The organism is Pseudomonas sp. IPO3778 (assembly GCF_013386825.1).
In the GTDB taxonomy this organism is placed as follows: domain Bacteria; phylum Pseudomonadota; class Gammaproteobacteria; order Pseudomonadales; family Pseudomonadaceae; genus Aquipseudomonas.
This window is the reverse complement of record NZ_JACARC010000044.1, coordinates 1-16,426: the sequence shown is the minus strand read 5'-3', so window position 1 is coordinate 16,426 and position 16,426 is coordinate 1. Positions and strand designations below refer to the sequence as shown.

The following is a 16,426-nucleotide window of genomic DNA, read 5'->3' as shown; positions in this document are numbered from 1 at the left end:
ATAAAGCGCGCACTCTAACCGCTGTGCTCTACCGGGCGCCAGCCATGACGCTGAATATCAACACGATTGTTCAGGATGCTGACGCCTTCGCCGCGCAAACGCGCGCGTTGCTCGTCACCTGAGGCACTGCCCACCGGCAGACTTATCCGACCACCGGCACCCAACACGCGATGCCAGGGCAGTTTGGTGTCCTCGGGCAGTTGGCTCAGCGTGCGGCCCACCCAGCGTGCGGCGCGACCCAAACCGGCGAGGTGCGCCAGCTCCCCGTAGCTGATCACGCAGCCTTCGGGCACTTGGGCGAGGGTCAGGTACAGCACGGTGCGGCGCATTTCAGCGGGGCTCTGCGGGGCGTCGGTTGATTCGATCACGGTGGGCATGTCCGAAGGAAATATCCGTCTGTTCGTAGGAAATGTCTGCAAATGTAACCCTGAGAATGGAACTCGATACAAATACCCGAGTCAGTCCTTGCTAAGAAGTTATCCAACCCGATAATGCCCGTTTTTTCGCCAAACTCGAGCCCCATATCCGCTTATGTTGTCCAGAACCCTGCTGTGCCTCGCTGTTTTCAGCGCCTCCACGCCGTTGCTCGCCGATACCGTCTGGTTGAAGAACGGTGACCGCCTGACCGGCAAAATCAAGGTTTTCGACGGAGGCAAACTGCTGATCCAGACCGACTACGCCGGCGCCATCCCGGTGGACTGGAAGCAGGTGAAGACCCTGGAAAGCGATCAGGAGTTGCTGGTCAAGCAGGACGCCTACACCGGTGAGAAGGCCAAGTCCCTGCAGGCGGCCGATGACGGCAAAGTCACCCTGGCCAACGGCGAGGCGCCCAAGACCGTCGAACTGGCCAGCATCCAGCAGATCATCAAGCCCAAGCCTGTGATCGAAGACCTGGTGTGGAAGGGCAATGTCGACATGGCGCTGGACTACAAGCGTGCGGAAAAAGACACCAACGACTACGACATCGACTTCAAGACCACCGCCCGTCATGGCCAGTGGCGTCATACCGCCCAGGGCGAATACAACCGCGAATTCCAGGACGACGTGACCACCACCGACAACTGGGCGCTGGAATACGACCTGGACCGGTTTCTTACCGAGCACTGGTTCTGGCAGGGCCGCCTGACCTACAAGCGTGACAAGGTTGAAGACCTGTCCCGCCAACGCACCGTGGGTACCGGCCCGGGCTATCAATTCTGGGACGATGAACTGGGGGCGTTCTCCCTTGGCTCGCTGGTCAACCGCACCGATTACGAATATCAGGAAGGCGGCACCGACAACTTCTACTCGCTGGCCATGAAGTGGAACTACAACCGCTTCCTGGTGGGCAAGACGGTGGAGTTCTTCACCAACGGCGAGGTGGGCAAGCCGCTGTCAGGTCCGTCCGCTTATTCCCTGGATGCAGAAATGGGCCTGCGGTACAAAGTCACCGAATGGGCCTCCCTCAACCTCAAGGCCGAGCGCGACATTATTAGTGGCGACTCGGAAAGCGCGTTGAGCAAGACCCGCTACACCGCAGGGTTCGGCGTCACCTGGTAGTTTAGAGGCGCAAGCCGCCGTCCATTTCCAGAATCCGCCCGGTGTAGTAATCGTTCTCGAAGATATACGCCGCCGAATGGGCAATCTCCTCAGGCCGCCCCATACGCTTGAGGGGAATGCCCGACGTCATTTTCTCCAGGGCCTCGGGCTTCATGCCCAGGGTCATCTCGGTCTCTATAAACCCCGGAGCAATGCCCGCCACGCGGATGCCATAGCGCGCCAGCTCCTTGGCCCAGGTCACAGTAGCGGCCGCGACACCCGCCTTGGCGGCGGAGTAGTTGGTCTGGCCGACGTTGCCGGCGCGGGAGATCGACGAAATATTGATGATGGTGCCCTGGTTCTTCAGCTCCACCATTTTTGCCGCCACTTCGCGGGTGCACAGGAACACCCCGGTGAGGTTGACGTCGATGACCGCCTGCCACTGGGCCAGGCTCATCTTGGTCATCTCGCCGTCCTTGACCTTGAGCAACAGGCCGTCGCGCAAGATCCCGGCGTTGTTGATCAGCCCGTTGATCGCACCAAAGTCTTCGGCGATCTGCGCTACGGTCTGGGTGACCTGTTCTTCATTGGCCACGTTGCACAGATAGGCCCGAGCCTTCACGCCGTGGGCCTTGCAGGCGGCCACCGCCTGGTCGAGCTTTTCCTGATTGAGGTCCACCAGCGCCAGGTGAGCGCCTTTGCCTGCAAAATACTCGGCCATGGAACGGCCCAAACCCTGGCAACCGCCGGTGATAATGATTACTTTGTCGTTGAGATGCATTCGCAAGTCCTGTGGGCAGAATTAAGCGGCTATCCAAGTTTGTTTTTTGACGAAATTTATCAAAGGAGTCATAAGTTGAGCGCGCACGTTGCCAAGAATGCCCGAGAACTACTGCTCAAGGAATACCGTGGGGCACTCTCCACCTTGTCCAAGGCCATGCCCGGTTTCCCGTTTGGCTCAGTGGTGCCGTACTGCCTGGACGCCGAGGGCCGGCCGCTGATCCTGATCAGCCGAATCGCACAGCACACCCATAACCTGCAGAAAGACCCCAAGTGCTCCCTGTTGGTGGGTGAGCGTGAGGCGGACGATGTGCAAGCCGTAGGGCGCCTGACCTACCTGGCCGAAGCCGAAAAGCTCGAAGACAGTGCTGCGATTGAAGCCGCCGCCGAGCGTTATTACCGCTACTTCCCGGACTCTGCGAACTACCACAAGGCCCATGATTTTGACTTCTGGGTGCTCAAGCCGGTGCGCCACCGTTACATCGGCGGGTTTGGCGCGATCCACTGGGTCGACAACTTGACCCTGGCCAACCCGTTCGCCGGCAAGGCCGAGCTGAGCATGATCGAGCACATGAACAGCGACCACACCAAGGCCATCGCTCACTACGTCGAGCTGGCTGGGCTACCGACTTCCGAGCCTGCGCAATTGGCCGGTATCGACAGCGAAGGCATGCACCTGCGCATTGGCCAGGCCCTCTATTGGCTGCCCTTTGCAGAGCCTTGCAACACGCCGACACAAGTACGCGAAGCCTTGGTTTTCCTGGCTCACGCCGAGGTCTGGCCGAAAAAAGCAGCCGCTGAAGCTTGAATTCACGAAACGGCGACGTCATCTAAGGTGAAGTAGCAAGGCATTCTTGCGTTGAGGAACCATTTGATGCGCCCTTTTTTGTTGCTCTTTTTGTTGTTTCCGGTGCTGGAGCTGTTCGTATTCGTACAAGTCAGCGGGGCAATCGGGTTTTTCCCGGCGCTGCTGCTGATCATTCTCGGCTCGATGCTCGGCGTTCTGGTGCTGCGCGTCGCCGGCCTGGCCACGGCGCTGCGTGCCCGTGAAAGCCTGAATCGCGGCGAACTGCCGGCCCAGACCATGCTGGAAGGCCTGATGATGGCGTTGGCCGGTGGCCTGCTGATCCTCCCGGGTTTCATCAGCGATGTGGTCGGCCTGGTGATGCTGCTGCCTTTCACTCGCAAGCTGCTGGCGGGCAAGATGCGCCAGCGTGCCGAAGAGGCGGCGATCCGCCAGCGCGCCTTTGCCGACGACCTGCAACCCCGCGGCGGCCCGGCTCCGCGCCAGCCCCTGGGGCGTGAAGGTGACGTGATCGAAGGCGAGTTCGAACACCGCGACCCCAAGTAATCTCCTCACTGGCACGGCACCTTCGGGTGCCGTGTGGCTTTTAAAGACGCTCCCGACACAAAAATTTTCATCTCTGCACCCTTGTAATAAGCTTATGCGCCCTTATGTAACGGTCACCGCAAGGTTTCTGGTGGCGACATCAGACAGACTTCCGCGTTTCGCACCGCGAACCGCGACCGGCACCGCCGGAATTTAACTAGCCGGAATTGACACCGGCCGATGAAAAACACAATTAGGAGAGATCGACAATGAGCAAGCTTCGTCCTCTGCATGACCGCGTCGTCATCCGTCGCAGTGAAGAAGAAAAGAAAACCGCTGGCGGTATCGTTCTGCCAGGTTCGGCTGCTGAAAAAGCCAACCACGGTGTGATTCTCGCTGCTGGCCCAGGCAAAACCCTGGAAAACGGTGAAGTACGTGCGCTGGCTGTGAAAGTGGGTGACAAGGTTGTTTTCGGCCCTTACTCCGGCAGCAACACTGTGAAAATCGACGGCGAAGACCTGCTGGTAATGGCTGAGAACGAGATTCTCGCTGTTCTGGAAGGCTGATTTCCCCGCTCATCTTCCCGTTACTACAAAGTATTTAAGGAATATCGATCATGGCTGCTAAAGAAGTTAAATTCGGCGATTCCGCCCGTAAGAAAATGCTCGCCGGTGTCAACGTCCTGGCTGACGCAGTAAAAGCGACCCTGGGCCCTAAAGGCCGCAACGTGATCATCGAGAAGAGCTTCGGCGCTCCGACCATCACCAAGGACGGCGTTTCCGTCGCCAAAGAAATCGAGCTGAAAGATCGCTTCGAAAACATGGGCGCGCAGCTGGTCAAAGACGTTGCCTCCCGTGCCAACGATGACGCAGGCGACGGCACCACCACCGCCACCGTTCTGGCTCAGTCGATCGTCAACGAAGGCCTGAAAGCCGTCGCTGCCGGCATGAACCCGATGGACCTGAAACGCGGCATCGACAAGGCGACCATCGCCATTGTCAAAGAGCTGAAGTCCCTGTCCAAGCCATGCGCTGACACCAAGGCAATCGCTCAGGTCGGCACCATCTCGGCCAACTCCGACAGCTCCATCGGCGACATCATTGCCGAAGCCATGGAAAAAGTCGGTAAAGAAGGCGTGATCACCGTTGAAGAAGGCTCGGGCCTGGAAAACGAACTGTCGGTTGTTGAAGGCATGCAGTTCGACCGTGGCTACCTGTCCCCGTACTTCGTCAACAAGCCAGATACCATGACCGCCGAGCTCGACGGCCCGCTGATCCTGCTGGTTGACAAAAAGATCTCCAACATCCGTGAACTGCTGCCAGTTCTGGAAGCTGTTGCCAAAGCCGGCCGCCCACTGCTGATCGTTTCCGAAGACGTTGAAGGCGAAGCCCTGGCGACCCTGGTTGTGAACAACATGCGCGGTATCGTGAAAGTGGTTGCTGTTAAAGCACCTGGTTTCGGCGATCGTCGCAAGGCCATGCTGCAGGACATCGCTGTTCTGACTGGCGGTACCGTTATCTCCGAAGAGATCGGCCTGAGCCTGGAAAGCGCTACCCTGGAACACCTGGGTAATGCCAAGCGCGTCACCGTGACCAAGGAAAACACCACCGTGATCGACGGTGCTGGTGTTGAAGCTGACATCCAGGCACGTGTTACCCAGATCCGCGCTCAAGTGGCTGATACCACTTCCGACTACGACCGTGAAAAACTGCAAGAGCGTCTGGCCAAGCTGTCCGGCGGCGTTGCAGTGATCAAGGTTGGCGCCGGTTCCGAAGTTGAAATGAAAGAGAAGAAAGCCCGCGTTGAAGACGCCCTGCACGCTACCCGTGCAGCCGTTGAAGAAGGCGTGGTACCTGGCGGTGGCGTGGCACTGGTTCGCGCTCTGCAGGCTATCTCCGAGCTCAAAGGCGACAACGCTGACCAAGACGTCGGTATCGCTCTGCTGCGTCGTGCTGTTGAAGCACCGCTGCGCCAGATCGTTGCCAACTCCGGCGACGAGCCAAGCGTAGTGGTCGACAAGGTCAAGCAGGGTTCGGGTAACTTCGGTTACAACGCTGCTACCGGCGAATACGGCGACATGATCGAAATGGGCATCCTGGACCCGGCTAAAGTGACTCGTTCGGCTCTGCAAGCGGCTTCGTCGATTGCCAGCCTGATGATCACCACTGAAGCAATGATCGCCGAGATCAAAGATGACGCTCCAGCTGGCGGCGGTATGCCAGATATGGGCGGTATGGGCGGTATGAGCGGCATGATGTAAGCCAGCCTTACCCCGATACTGAAAAACCCCGCCTGCAGCGATGCAGGCGGGGTTTTTTTTTGATCGTTCCCCCGCGCTGCGTGGGAATGCCGCCACCGACGCTCCGCGTCTCGCTTTATGTACGTGCTTCAACTGACGCCACGGCGCCCCAGGAGTTTCTTGAACATGAAGCCGCGGGCCAGCATCAGGTGCGAGGCGGGCGGCAAAGATGCCACGGGTCCCGGTGCCGCAGTGCCGGATGACGGATGGACAGGCATGTGTGCGGCTTTTTTGATGGGCGCAGGTTGGGGCCGCTCCCAATGGCCAGACATGATGACCATGCCCAGCAGTTTGAGGGTGTTGCCGTAGTAGTCTTGGTCTCGGAGGGACCGGCGCTGCAGGTTGTCCCAAATGTTATTGAGCCACGGCTGATTGTCGGCGCTGATCATCGCGCTGACCCCGAGTGCCGACACAAAGGCCGGCTCATTCTGCTCTTCCTCGATGACGCTGCCGTCGATCCGATAGCCACTGTTGAATGCGCCAGGCTCATCGTGAGTGGTGGAGCGCGCCCAGCGGTTGAAGGTGGTCAAGGTGGCCAAGGCCCTTGGATCACCGTACATCAGGTAATCCAGGCCGATGCGCCACGGATAGCGGGCGGCATTCCACGCGTAAGCGCCGTCGTATTTGCCTTCCATCAGCTCAGGCCGCGCGGGGGTGATCGAGGTGTCCAGGTGGCTGATAAAGTCCGGTACCAGGGCGCTGTTGGCACTGTAGCGTTGGGTAAAGGTGTTGATGATCGAATAGGTCTTGTCGCGAACCGCCTGCCAGCGTTTATCCCCGGTCATGGCAAAAAAGCTGTAGAGGTGCGACGGCATGAAATCCGAGCTGCGGGTGGTGTACTCCAGTTCAGCGTCGCCGTCGGTGCCGGCCCAGTCGCCGAGCATCACATGGTGGGTCTTGGGGTGCACCTCGTGTTTCATGATCGCCGCCATCACCGTGTTGGCCTCGCTGCGATAATCCACAGTGCCTTGGCTGCCCCATTTCTGGTCGGCCAGCAGCAAGGCGTAGGCGATGTCCAGGTCGCCGTCGGTGGCGCTGACGTCACCGCGAAAGCGGTCGGGAGCGTCACCGCAGCCCTCGACCTGGTTCCAGGCCATCAAGCCCGGGTCGGACGCTGCCGGATGGTCCTGGAAGTAGCGCACCATGCCGTCGAAGGTTCTGTGGGCGTCGGTGTCATAGTCCGCCATCATCACCGTGAGCAGCATCCCGTAGCCATGGGCTTCGGACACCGTGATAGTGCCAGGCGCCGTGCCGCCGCCCACGGGTTTGTGGTCGGCGTTGACCTTGACGAAATACCGGCCGCTGCCGCATTCCCCCGACAGATAAACCGCCTTCCAGTCTTTGTAGAACGTGACCAGCTGTTGATCCATGATCGCCTGCGGCTGGCGATTGGGCAGGATGGTGCCGGGGTAATAGGGCGCATGAACACTCTGGGCCAAGAGGCTGCCCGACCATGAGCCGGCGGCCATGCACAGGGATAACACCAGCGTGGGCAGATGCCGTTTAGGGTGATGCATGAAGTGACTCTCCAACCTGATCCAAAGGGCATGGGTTCAGGATGGCGCGCGCGATCCTGAATCAGGTCGCGAGGTTAGCGACCGCGTGCACATTCCACTGTCACAGGCTGTAACAGCCTAACCCGGGCGTAGCGCCAGGGTCAGGGTCAGGCGTGCACCGCCCAACGGGCTGCGGGTAATCGACAGTTCGCCACGGTGCCAATGGGCGGCACGCTTGGCCAGCGCCAGGCCCAGGCCGAACCCGCTGGGTTCGTCGCCGCCCATGGCCAGGCGAACGAAGGGCTCGAAGATTTTTTCGCGGTTTTCCGGCAGCACACCGGGGCCGTCATCGTCCACATGCAGCACCAGGTGCTGAGCCTGGCGCGACGCGCTGACGTTCACCCGCTCGCGGGCGTAGTTGATGGCATTGCTCAGCAGGTTGCGCACGATCAGGTGCAGCAGGGCGCGGTCGCCGATCAGTTCCAGGTCGGCCGGGTCGGTGTCCAGGGTGAGCAGGCGATGGTGCCCGTCCAGCAGGGCGAACTCTTGCTGCAGCCAGTCATGGATATTGATCGGCTCATGCTGCAGATCGCTGGGTGCATCGGCCAGCCGGGCAAAAGCGAGGCTGGCGCGAACCAGCGATTCCAGCTCTTCGATGTCGGTTTGCAAGCGGTCCTGCAGGCGGGTGCGGGTGTCGGGGTCGGCGCTTTTGCTCAGCAGTGCCAGGGCAAACCGCATCCGGGCCAGTGGCGTGCGCAGTTCGTGGGAAACCGCCTGGGAAACCTCCCGGTGGCGTTCGCCCATCGAGGTAATGTCCTGGGCATGCCGTCGCAGGGTCTGCAGCAGCGGCGCCCACTCCTGGCTCATCGCCGGCAGCAAGGTGTTGGGCGTGCGGGCGAGGGCGCCAAGGCTGGCATTGAGGGTGTTGAGGTCGTGGCGGTATTTGCGTCGGGTGCGTAATGCGACCCAGAGAAACACCATCACCGGCAGGCCGGCCACACAGGCGGTCACCCAATACACGGGAAATTGCAGCAGGTCCTTGGTTTCGGCGGTTCCCCACATGGGGCCGAATTGAATCACCGTGTCATCGTCCAGCGGGAAGTAGGTGACATCCTCATCACTGTTCTGCGCCGGTTGATGGTGCTCCAGCATCACCATGGCTTCGGGCGGCAGCTCGATATCATCCTTTTTCACCAGGCTGACCGGGTACTGGAAGCGGGCTTGCAGCGACTCGATACGTGCCTCCCGCTGTTCGACGGGCAAGGCGTTGAGTTGCTCGGCCACCAGATAACCCGGACCGGCCATCAGGCGCAGAAAGCTGTACTCGCCGACAAACACCGAGGCGTTTGTGCACAGCCACAACAGGTAAAGGGTGAGGGCCGCCCAACCGGTGCCGGCCGCGATTGCCATCCAGGGACGCACGTTAGACAGCATGCTCGCTCCCCGTCGGGACTTCGACGAACAGGTAACCCTGCGCCGTGATGGTCTGGATGGTCACGGGGCACTCAAGGCTCATCAGTTTTTTGCGCAAGCGCGACACCCGCATATCAATCGAACGATTCAGCCCGTCGTACTCCAGGCCGCGCAGGCGTTGCAGCAGTTTTTCCCGGGTGAGCAATACGCCGCAGTGGCGGGCGAAGATGGCGAGCAACTCGAATTCGGCCACCGAGAACTGCAAGGATGCTTCGCCAAGCCAGGCGAAGTGGTTGTTCAGGTCCAGCCGAAACGCGCCCCACTGGTAGTAGCTGCGGGGTGCCTGGGGGTGGCGGCGCAGCAGCGAGCGGATCCTCGCCAACAACAGCTGCGGGTCGATCGGCTTGACCACGTAGTCGTCGGCCCCGGCGGCAAACCCCACCAGTTGCTCGGCGTTCTCGTCCAGGGCGGTCATCATCAGAATCAGCCCGGGGTAATGGTCGCGAATCTGCCGACACAGGGTAAAACCGTCGATGCCTGGCAGCATCACGTCGAGGATCAACAGTGCCGGCTGCTCATCGCGGATGCGTTGGGCGGCGCGGTCGCCACGGTGTTCTACCGCCACGGTAAAGCCCTCGGCGCGCAGGAACTCGGCCGTGAGTGCCGCCAGGGGCAAGTCGTCTTCGATCAGCAGCAGGGTATCGGACATGGCTCAGCGGGATCGTTGCCGGAAAAGTGCGCAGAGTGTTGCGCCCTTGCCCCCGGTGAGGCAAGGGCTGTTCATCAAGCGGTTGCGGCCTGCATCGGCGATGTTTTCACGGGCCGGTACAGTAAAAAATAATACGCCCCCAAACAGATCAGCCAGCTGAAAATTGCCGTCCACACGTTGTGGGAAAGAAAGTGTGCCCCTTGCATTGTGCGGCTCACCGAAAGCACCGTGCCGAGCCCCAGGGCAAACATAAACGCCCCACGCGCCATCCGCGGGCGGCGATCCCTCAGGGCAAAAAACAGCGCAAACAAGGCAAACCCGGTCGCCGCATGCCCGCCGGGCCAGCAACGCCCCGGCTTATCGGTGGGCGGCCGGGGGCTCAGCAATTCGCTGTAAGTTTCCTGGCCGCCAAACTCCTTGACGCTCCACGGGCATTGCACCCCGGTCACCGTCTTCAACGGCGAAACAAACGAAGTGGCCAACGCCAGGGACAGCACCAGGCAGCCCAGTTCCCGGCGATAGGGTTTAAGCCGCTCAACCATAAATGCCCCGGCAAACCCGGCGATTGCCAGCACCGAAAACACAATCACCATCTGCTTGGCGCGATCGTGAAGAATGTCTTCCAGAAAAAAACTGTGTCGGCCCACAAAGCCGCCTTCGGCAGCGTTGTAAAACAACTTGGCCACGTCCATGTCCAGCGACGTCAGTTCCAGCAGCAGCATGGCCACCGCCAGAATGGCAGGCACGCCGAGGCCCAGCCAAAAGTTGAGGGGTTTGGAAACCGGACGAAAAGCAGGGGTGTGCATGGCGAACTCAGACTCTAAAAAAAGCCCCGGCCAGACCTGGCCGGGGCATTTTGGTTAGCGTGCACTCACCTGGGGAACCTCGTCCTTGGGCGCCCTCCAGCTCAGCAATTGTTGTTTGTAGCCATAACTGGCGCCCTGGTAGTAAGTGATGGCCCGCTGGATCAAAGGGTCATCGCTACCCACACGGGTTTCATGGCTGTCGCCCAGTGCCTGGTCATGGCGACGCAGGCCTTGGCGTGGGCTGAGGATCGCCAGGTCGTTACCGTCGAACAAGCCCAGGTATTGGTAGTTACCGACCACTACCCGTGGCGGCAGCGGGTTGTCCTGCAGCAGGTTGCGGCCAAAAAACGTCGATTCGTAGCTCAGGTTGAGCAAGCCCAGCAGCGTCGGCGCGAGGTCGATCTGGCTGGCCAGCTTCGCGTTTTCACCGGCGTCGATCAGTTTGGGCGCGTAGATGAACAACGGGATCTGGTAATTGACCATCGGCAGGTCTTCCTTGCCCGCGCTGCCGGCCGTGTGGTCGGCGACGAAGATGAAGATCGTGTTGTCGAACCACGGTTTCTGGCGCGCCGCCTCCAGGAACTGGCCGATGGCGTAGTCGGTGTACTTCACCGCGCCATTGCGCCCGTCGCCGGATTTGATATCAACGCGGCCTGCCGGGTAGGTGTACGGCCGGTGGTTGGAGGTGGTCATCAATTGCAGCAGGAACGGTTGCTGTTTGGCGTAGTCGGCGTCCGCCAGTTTCAGCGTCTGTTTATAGAGGTCTTCGTCGGCCATGCCCCAGGCGTTTTTGAAGCTGATTTCAGCTTCGGGCACGCTGCTCTGGTCGACCACGCGGTAACCGTTGCCGCTGAAAAACGCGTTCATGTTGTCGAAGTAGCCACGGCCGCCGTAGACAAACACGCTGTCATAGCCGATGGCGTTGAGTTGTTGGCCCAGGCTGCCGAAGCCGCTTTCCCGGCCGATGCGCTTGACGATGGAGCGCCCCGGTGTTGGCGGAATGGCCAGGGTGATGGCTTCCAGGCCGCGGTCGGTGCGGGTGCCGGTGGCGTAGAAGTTATTGAAGTACAGGCTTTGTTTGCGCAGCGCATCGAGGTTGGGCGTGAGGTTATTCGCGTCGCCGTTGCTGCCCATGTACTTGGCACTGAAGCTTTCGATGGTCACCAGCACGATATTGGGTTTGCGCAGGGTGCCCGGGTTGGTGATGGCACGACGGATATCCAGCGGATCGGTGCCGATAAACCGTGCATTGGGCTCGCTGAGTTCGGCGCGCAATTGCTTGGCGACCACATCGGCCGGCAGGCTTTGGTAGAACTGGTTGTAGTCCAGTTCGTTATTACGGAAGGCCGCGAAGAACTGATAGGGGCCGTTGCTCGCCAGTTCGTTGTTGTAGGCGTTGCCGCCATGGCTGCGCGGGCTGTCCTGGTTGATCAGTTGCAGGCTCAGGCCGGCTACCACCAACAAACCCAAGGCGTTGAGCAGGCGTTTGCGCATCACCGGCAGTGGCGCATGCATGGCCGCGTTGAATGGTTTGCGCAAGGCCAGGCTCAGGACAATCGCCGTCACCGCCAGCAGGCTCAACAGCTTGCCGATCGGATACGACTCCAGCAGGTTGTTCAGCACCTCTTTGGAGTACACCAGGTAATCCACGGCAATGAAGTTGAAGCGCACGCCGAACTCGTCCCAGAACAACCATTCGGCAACGCTGGTAAACAGCATGGCGAACAGGCTGACGGTCAGTACCGCCTGCAGGAACCAGCGATGGCCTCGGCGGCGCCATAACGCCGGTGGGCATAACAGTAAGTAGAGGCCAAGGGGCAGGGCGGCATAGGCGAGGAAACCGAGGTCATAGAGCAGGCCCACGCCAAAGACCGGCAGCAGGTTGCCACTCACTTCGTCCAGATGGGTCACCAGCAGCAGAATGCGGGTCAGTAGAAAAACAACCAGCCAGGCACCGGTTACCAACAGCAAATAGCGCATTGGCGCCGTTTTTGGAAAACCCATGTCAATGTTCCTTATTATCGATGGGCGCGATCTTCGCGCTGACACTGTAGTCAGGTTGTGAACCTATAGTGAAAAACTCGTTAAGTCTCGCAATCAGTTGAAAACAGTAATCGACGCGGCCTTCAGGCCTAGCCGTGAGCCATACTTGGCCTTAAGCTGCGCGAGCCAACACGGCCGTTACCGCGTACGGAGACACTGCCCATGCGAATTTTATTGGTTGAAGACAACCGCGATATTCTGGCCAACCTGGCCGATTACCTGGGGCTGAAGGGCTACACCGTGGACTGTGCGCAGGACGGTTTGTCGGGCCTGCACCTGGCTGCCACCGAACACTACGACCTGATCGTGCTCGACATCATGCTGCCTGGCATTGATGGCTACACCCTGTGCAAACGCCTGCGTGAAGACGCGCGTCGCGACACGCCGGTGATCATGCTCACCGCCCGCGACCAACTGGATGACCGGCTGCAGGGCTTCAAGTCCGGCGCCGATGACTACCTGCTCAAGCCGTTTGCGCTGTCGGAATTGGCCGCACGCATCGAAGCGGTGCTGCGGCGTGCCCAGGGCGGCGGTCGCCGTGCCTTGCAAGTCGGTGACCTGAGCTACGACCTCGATACCCTGGAAGTCACCCGCGAAGGGCGCCTGCTCAAACTCAACCCGGTCGGCCTGAAGCTGCTGGCGGTGCTGATGCAAAAAAGCCCTCACGTGTTGCGCCGCGAGATTCTCGAAGAAGCCCTGTGGGGGGATGACTGCCCGGACAGCGACAGCTTGCGCAGCCATGTCCATCAACTGCGTCAGGTGATTGATAAACCCTTCGCCAAGCCGTTGCTGCAAACGGTGCACGGTGTGGGTTATCGCCTGGCCGAGGGTCGTGATGGAGTTTAAGCAAAGCCTTGCCCAACGGATCATCATTGCCTTTGCCTTGATGAGCGCGTTGGTGGCGGGGGCCTTCGCCATGGGCATCGTCGCGACCGTGCACCTGGTGGAAGAAAAACTCATTTCGGCAGGCCTCGGCGGTGACTTGCAGCGCCTGCTGCTGATGGACAGCGTCGAGGACTGGAGCCACCGTCCCGAGCCCGACCAGTTGTTCTACTTCAGCGGCGGCCCCGGCGATTTCGAACTGCCCAAGGACTTGCGCCACCTGGAGCCTGGGTTTCATGAGGTGTTCCGCGAGGCGCTGTCCTACCACGCCATGGTCGAGGTGGTCGATGGCCGCCGTTATGTCCTGCTGCAAGACCAGAGCGATTTCGAAGAGCGCGAGCGCGTGCTGTTTGCCGTGGTGCTGGTGGGGTTTGTGCTTAGCCTGGCGCTGGCGGTATTCCTCGGCTGGGTCCTGGCTCGCAAGGTCATGGCGCCGGTGGTACGCCTGGCGCGTCAGGTGCGGCATCGCGACCAGCTACTTGGCCTGGCGCCGCCCCTGGCGCCGGATTACGCGGCGGATGAAGTCGGTGAACTGGCGGTGGCCTTCGATGCGACGTTGGGCCGTCTGCGCCAAGCGTTGTCCCGGGAGCAGCTGTTTACCAGTGACGTCAGCCACGAGTTGCGCACCCCGCTGATGGTGCTCGCCAGTTCCTGCGAACTGTTGCTGGAGAACCCGGCGATTGATGAGCGCGGTCGCAAACAGGTTGAGCGGATCGCTCGGGCCTGTGAGGAAATGCGCGAACTGGTGCAGACCTTCCTGATGCTGGCCCGTGCCCAGCGCGAAGAGGCCGGCATGTCGCCCCAGGCCAATCTGGCGCAGGTGGCCGAAGACCTTCTGGGGATATGGCGTGAGCCTATCGAGCGCAAAGGCCTGGAGCTGATCTATCAACCGGGTAATCCGCTGGACACCCGCTACAACGCGACCTTCCTGCACGCGGTCATGGGCAACCTTCTGCGTAATGCCCTGCACTATACCGAGCATGGCTTGATCCGCCTTACCCTGGAGCCGAATGGTTTTGTGGTAGAAGACACGGGCGTGGGGATTCCCGAGGACAAGCGCGAAGCGATGTTCGAGCCGTTCGTGCGTGGCAGTGAAAAACGCGGCGAAGGTCTGGGGTTGGGTTTGTCCCTGGTCCAGCGCATCTGCGAGAACCAGGGCTGGAGCGTCAGCCTCAGCACCATGGAGCCCAACGGCTGCCGCTTTCACGTCGAGTTGAGTCAGGTCAACGCCTGATGCCCGCGCTGCCGCTACCCTGCGGCAGACTCCCTGTTTTTCGCCGAAGATGGCACCATGCCACGACTTGTGTCTGCAAAGTTTTGTAATGTATACGATTCGACAGGACAAGTTTTTCACAATGTGTTGACCTGTTGATCACAGGATTCTGCTTAAGGTTGTAGGCATCAGCAACTGGAGACCCGTTGATGCCTACTCCGATCAAGCTCGAATTTTCCGAAAAGTACGACGATCAGCACGCGCAGAATTATTTGCTCAAACATCAGGACAATCTGGCTCGCCGGTTGTCCCACAAGCGCGACGAGCAATTGGCGCGCGGCGCGCTGGCCATGGCCGGTGAGCCTGGCCTGGTGTTGGACTTGCCGTGTGGGGCCGGGCGTTTCTGGCCGTTGCTGGCCGAAAAGCCCAACCGCGTGATCATCGGCGCCGACAATTCGGAGTCGATGTTGAAGATCGCCACCGTCGCCCAACCGGCGGATGTGGTGAAACGGGTACGCCCCTTGCAAACGTCTGCCTTTGATATCGATTTGCCAGATAACGCGGTCGACAGCATTTTCTGCATGCGCTTGATGCACCACATTGGTGACCCCGAGCACAGGCTGGCAATACTGCGCGAATTTCAGCGGGTTACCCGCGACAGCGTGATTATCTCGTTGTGGGTGGACGGCAACTTCAAGGCCTGGAAACGCAAGCGTGCTGAAGTGCGGCGTCGCAATAAAGGTGAGCAGGAAGGTTACCAAAATCGGTTCGTGTTACCGGCTGCTACTGTTGAGGCAGAGTTTGAACAGGCCGGTTTCCGTGTTCAGGAGTCTCTGGACTTCATACCGCTCTACGCCATGTGGCGAGTGTATGTATTGCGCAAGAGGTAACAGGATGGCTGTTGAGTGTTTAGCAGGTAGTGAAGTAGCTCCCGAGGAGCGATTTGATTATTTCTGGCGTCAGGAGGGTGAGTGGGTTGAGGAACCCAATCGTCGTCGTGGCGGTGAAAGTGGCGTGCAACGGGTGATGGGCACCAATGGCCGTTTGCTCTACAGCAAGCGCCAGACCGGCCATATCTACCGCAGTTGGCTCCATCCTTTTGGACGCCCCACCGTGTTACGTGAGCGTGACGCCCTCAAGGGCCTGCGTTTGCTGGATGTGCGAGTGCCGGAAATGGTGTTCTGCGAAGCCCGTCGCGACCCGGAGCACCAATGGAAGGCGTTGTTGGTGACGGCGTCGCTGGACGGTTTCGACGAGATCGAAAACTGGTACGCCGCGGGTGGTCGTGAGCAGTACGGTGAGCGGGTGCATGAGCGCCTGCTCAAGGAACTCGCCGGGACCCTGGCGCGGATGCACAAGGGGCGTTGGCAGCATGGTTGCCTCTATATCAAGCATATCTTCGTGCGGGTGACGGGCGAGGGCGATGGGGCCAAGGTTGAAGTGGCGCTGCTGGATTTCGAGAAGTGCCGTCAGCGGTTGACCGCGTTGCGGGCGGCGCGGCATGACATGTTGCAACTGCGCCGCCATTCGTCGTGGAACCCTACGGACTGGAAGAAACTGAGCTACTTTTACGAGACGGCGTTTGGCAGCGCTATCAAGGGTTTAACGTAATGAAGCTAGAAATTGCACGAGGTTTGTTTCTGTTGGGGGCGTTGGGCATTGCTGCCCTGGCCCTGGCTGCGTGGGAGCAGCCCCGGACACAAGTCCTCAGTGCGGTGCAGGGTGTCGGGCAGCAGTGCCCGATGCCGCGGATCGCCAAGGTCGGTGTTGCGGCCAAGCCTGATCATGATTTGTTGTTGTTCATGTTTGGGATGTCCCAAGGGATGAGGCCACAAAGTTGAAGAGATTGAAGCCCAAAGAAAAGGCCTCGCTGGTTCGAGGCCTTTTCTTTGGGCTTGGGTTTGTGAAGGGGGGGATTGTGTGCATATCCGTTGCTG

General features: G+C 60.1%; 17 protein-coding genes. 10 read left to right on the top strand and 7 right to left on the bottom strand.

Going from position 1 to position 16,426, the window contains the following annotated elements:
• Positions 1–14 precede the first annotated feature (14 nt).
• Complete coding sequence (locus tag HX855_RS23715; RefSeq protein ID WP_177084848.1) at positions 15–377, bottom strand: MGMT family protein; 363 nt, start codon at positions 375–377, stop codon at positions 15–17.
• A 154-nt stretch (positions 378–531) separates the two neighbouring features.
• Here HX855_RS23715 and HX855_RS23710 point away from each other — a divergent pair, with 154 nt between their 5' ends.
• Positions 532–1,539, top strand: coding sequence for a DUF481 domain-containing protein (locus tag HX855_RS23710; RefSeq protein WP_177084850.1), 1,008 nt, complete (start codon positions 532–534; stop codon positions 1,537–1,539).
• A gap of 1 nt (position 1,540) precedes the next feature.
• Here the strand turns inward: HX855_RS23710 and HX855_RS23705 are convergent, their stop codons facing one another.
• Entirely contained in the window at positions 1,541–2,299 is a 759-nt protein-coding gene (locus HX855_RS23705) for an SDR family oxidoreductase (RefSeq protein ID WP_177084852.1), read from the bottom strand.
• 75 nt (positions 2,300–2,374) lie between these two features.
• Between HX855_RS23705 and HX855_RS23700 the strand changes: the two genes are divergently transcribed.
• The 4 genes from HX855_RS23700 to groL all read left to right on the top strand — a co-directional run bounded on the left by HX855_RS23700 (position 2,375) and on the right by groL (position 5,888).
• Positions 2,375–3,106, top strand: coding sequence for a HugZ family protein (locus HX855_RS23700; protein ID WP_010170017.1), 732 nt, complete (start codon positions 2,375–2,377; stop codon positions 3,104–3,106).
• A gap of 66 nt (positions 3,107–3,172) precedes the next feature.
• Complete coding sequence (locus tag HX855_RS23695; protein WP_008433587.1) at positions 3,173–3,649, top strand: FxsA family protein; 477 nt, start codon at positions 3,173–3,175, stop codon at positions 3,647–3,649.
• A gap of 248 nt (positions 3,650–3,897) precedes the next feature.
• Positions 3,898–4,194, top strand: coding sequence for a co-chaperone GroES (groES, locus tag HX855_RS23690; RefSeq protein ID WP_003208599.1), 297 nt, complete (start codon positions 3,898–3,900; stop codon positions 4,192–4,194).
• Between the two features lie 50 nt (positions 4,195–4,244).
• The gene (gene groL / locus HX855_RS23685) at positions 4,245–5,888 is read left to right on the top strand and encodes a chaperonin GroEL (RefSeq protein WP_177084853.1); all 1,644 of its coding nucleotides are present in this window, start codon (positions 4,245–4,247) and stop codon (positions 5,886–5,888) included.
• A 128-nt stretch (positions 5,889–6,016) separates the two neighbouring features.
• Here the strand turns inward: groL and HX855_RS23680 are convergent, their stop codons facing one another.
• From HX855_RS23680 to HX855_RS23660, 5 genes are all read right to left on the bottom strand, one after another.
• Positions 6,017–7,444: a glycosyl hydrolase family 8 gene (locus HX855_RS23680; RefSeq protein WP_177084854.1), complete on the bottom strand. Its 1,428-nt coding sequence runs from the start codon at positions 7,442–7,444 to the stop codon at positions 6,017–6,019.
• 117 nt (positions 7,445–7,561) lie between these two features.
• Entirely contained in the window at positions 7,562–8,857 is a 1,296-nt protein-coding gene (locus HX855_RS23675; protein WP_177084855.1) for a HAMP domain-containing sensor histidine kinase, read from the bottom strand.
• On the bottom strand, positions 8,847–9,545 hold the full coding sequence (locus tag HX855_RS23670) for a response regulator transcription factor (protein WP_177084856.1): 699 nt from the start codon (positions 9,543–9,545) through the stop codon (positions 8,847–8,849). The genes HX855_RS23675 and HX855_RS23670 overlap by 11 nt, the downstream gene beginning before the upstream one ends.
• 74 nt (positions 9,546–9,619) lie before the next feature.
• Positions 9,620–10,351, bottom strand: a complete 732-nt coding sequence (locus HX855_RS23665) for a phosphatase PAP2 family protein (RefSeq protein ID WP_177084857.1) — start codon at positions 10,349–10,351, stop codon at positions 9,620–9,622.
• A gap of 54 nt (positions 10,352–10,405) precedes the next feature.
• Positions 10,406–12,355 (bottom strand): LTA synthase family protein, encoded by a 1,950-nt coding sequence (locus tag HX855_RS23660; protein ID WP_177084858.1) that lies wholly within the window; start codon positions 12,353–12,355, stop codon positions 10,406–10,408.
• 201 nt (positions 12,356–12,556) lie between these two features.
• On the opposite strand from HX855_RS23660, the gene colR reads away from it, so the two are divergent.
• The 5 genes from colR (at position 12,557) to HX855_RS23635 (ending at position 16,330) form a co-directional block, all read left to right on the top strand.
• The gene (gene colR, locus HX855_RS23655) at positions 12,557–13,240 is read left to right on the top strand and encodes a two-component system response regulator ColR (RefSeq protein WP_003175870.1); all 684 of its coding nucleotides are present in this window, start codon (positions 12,557–12,559) and stop codon (positions 13,238–13,240) included.
• On the top strand, positions 13,230–14,510 hold the full coding sequence (locus HX855_RS23650) for a HAMP domain-containing sensor histidine kinase (protein WP_177084860.1): 1,281 nt from the start codon (positions 13,230–13,232) through the stop codon (positions 14,508–14,510). The genes colR and HX855_RS23650 overlap by 11 nt, the downstream gene beginning before the upstream one ends.
• A gap of 188 nt (positions 14,511–14,698) precedes the next feature.
• Positions 14,699–15,379: a class I SAM-dependent methyltransferase gene (locus HX855_RS23645; protein WP_177084861.1), complete on the top strand. Its 681-nt coding sequence runs from the start codon at positions 14,699–14,701 to the stop codon at positions 15,377–15,379.
• Positions 15,380–15,383: 4 nt separating this feature from the next.
• Positions 15,384–16,100, top strand: a complete 717-nt coding sequence (locus HX855_RS23640) for a lipopolysaccharide kinase InaA family protein (RefSeq protein ID WP_177084863.1) — start codon at positions 15,384–15,386, stop codon at positions 16,098–16,100.
• Positions 16,100–16,330 (top strand): hypothetical protein, encoded by a 231-nt coding sequence (locus HX855_RS23635; protein WP_177084866.1) that lies wholly within the window; start codon positions 16,100–16,102, stop codon positions 16,328–16,330. The genes HX855_RS23640 and HX855_RS23635 overlap by 1 nt, the downstream gene beginning before the upstream one ends.
• Positions 16,331–16,426 lie beyond the last annotated feature (96 nt).

Coding starts and splice junctions, on each gene's coding strand:
- HX855_RS23715 (WP_177084848.1), bottom strand. CDS start 377: ATGCCCACCGTGATCGAATCAACCGACGCCCCGCAGAGCCCCGCTGAA.
- HX855_RS23695 (WP_008433587.1), top strand. CDS start 3,173: ATGCGCCCTTTTTTGTTGCTCTTTTTGTTGTTTCCGGTGCTGGAGCTG.
- HX855_RS23680 (WP_177084854.1), bottom strand. CDS start 7,444: ATGCATCACCCTAAACGGCATCTGCCCACGCTGGTGTTATCCCTGTGC.
- HX855_RS23670 (WP_177084856.1), bottom strand. CDS start 9,545: ATGTCCGATACCCTGCTGCTGATCGAAGACGACTTGCCCCTGGCGGCA.
- groL (WP_177084853.1), top strand. CDS start 4,245: ATGGCTGCTAAAGAAGTTAAATTCGGCGATTCCGCCCGTAAGAAAATG.
- HX855_RS23640 (WP_177084863.1), top strand. CDS start 15,384: ATGGCTGTTGAGTGTTTAGCAGGTAGTGAAGTAGCTCCCGAGGAGCGA.
- HX855_RS23705 (WP_177084852.1), bottom strand. CDS start 2,299: ATGCATCTCAACGACAAAGTAATCATTATCACCGGCGGTTGCCAGGGT.
- HX855_RS23650 (WP_177084860.1), top strand. CDS start 13,230: ATGGAGTTTAAGCAAAGCCTTGCCCAACGGATCATCATTGCCTTTGCC.
- HX855_RS23635 (WP_177084866.1), top strand. CDS start 16,100: ATGAAGCTAGAAATTGCACGAGGTTTGTTTCTGTTGGGGGCGTTGGGC.
- HX855_RS23645 (WP_177084861.1), top strand. CDS start 14,699: ATGCCTACTCCGATCAAGCTCGAATTTTCCGAAAAGTACGACGATCAG.
- colR (WP_003175870.1), top strand. CDS start 12,557: ATGCGAATTTTATTGGTTGAAGACAACCGCGATATTCTGGCCAACCTG.
- HX855_RS23665 (WP_177084857.1), bottom strand. CDS start 10,351: ATGCACACCCCTGCTTTTCGTCCGGTTTCCAAACCCCTCAACTTTTGG.
- HX855_RS23660 (WP_177084858.1), bottom strand. CDS start 12,355: ATGGGTTTTCCAAAAACGGCGCCAATGCGCTATTTGCTGTTGGTAACC.
- groES (WP_003208599.1), top strand. CDS start 3,898: ATGAGCAAGCTTCGTCCTCTGCATGACCGCGTCGTCATCCGTCGCAGT.
- HX855_RS23675 (WP_177084855.1), bottom strand. CDS start 8,857: ATGCTGTCTAACGTGCGTCCCTGGATGGCAATCGCGGCCGGCACCGGT.
- HX855_RS23710 (WP_177084850.1), top strand. CDS start 532: ATGTTGTCCAGAACCCTGCTGTGCCTCGCTGTTTTCAGCGCCTCCACG.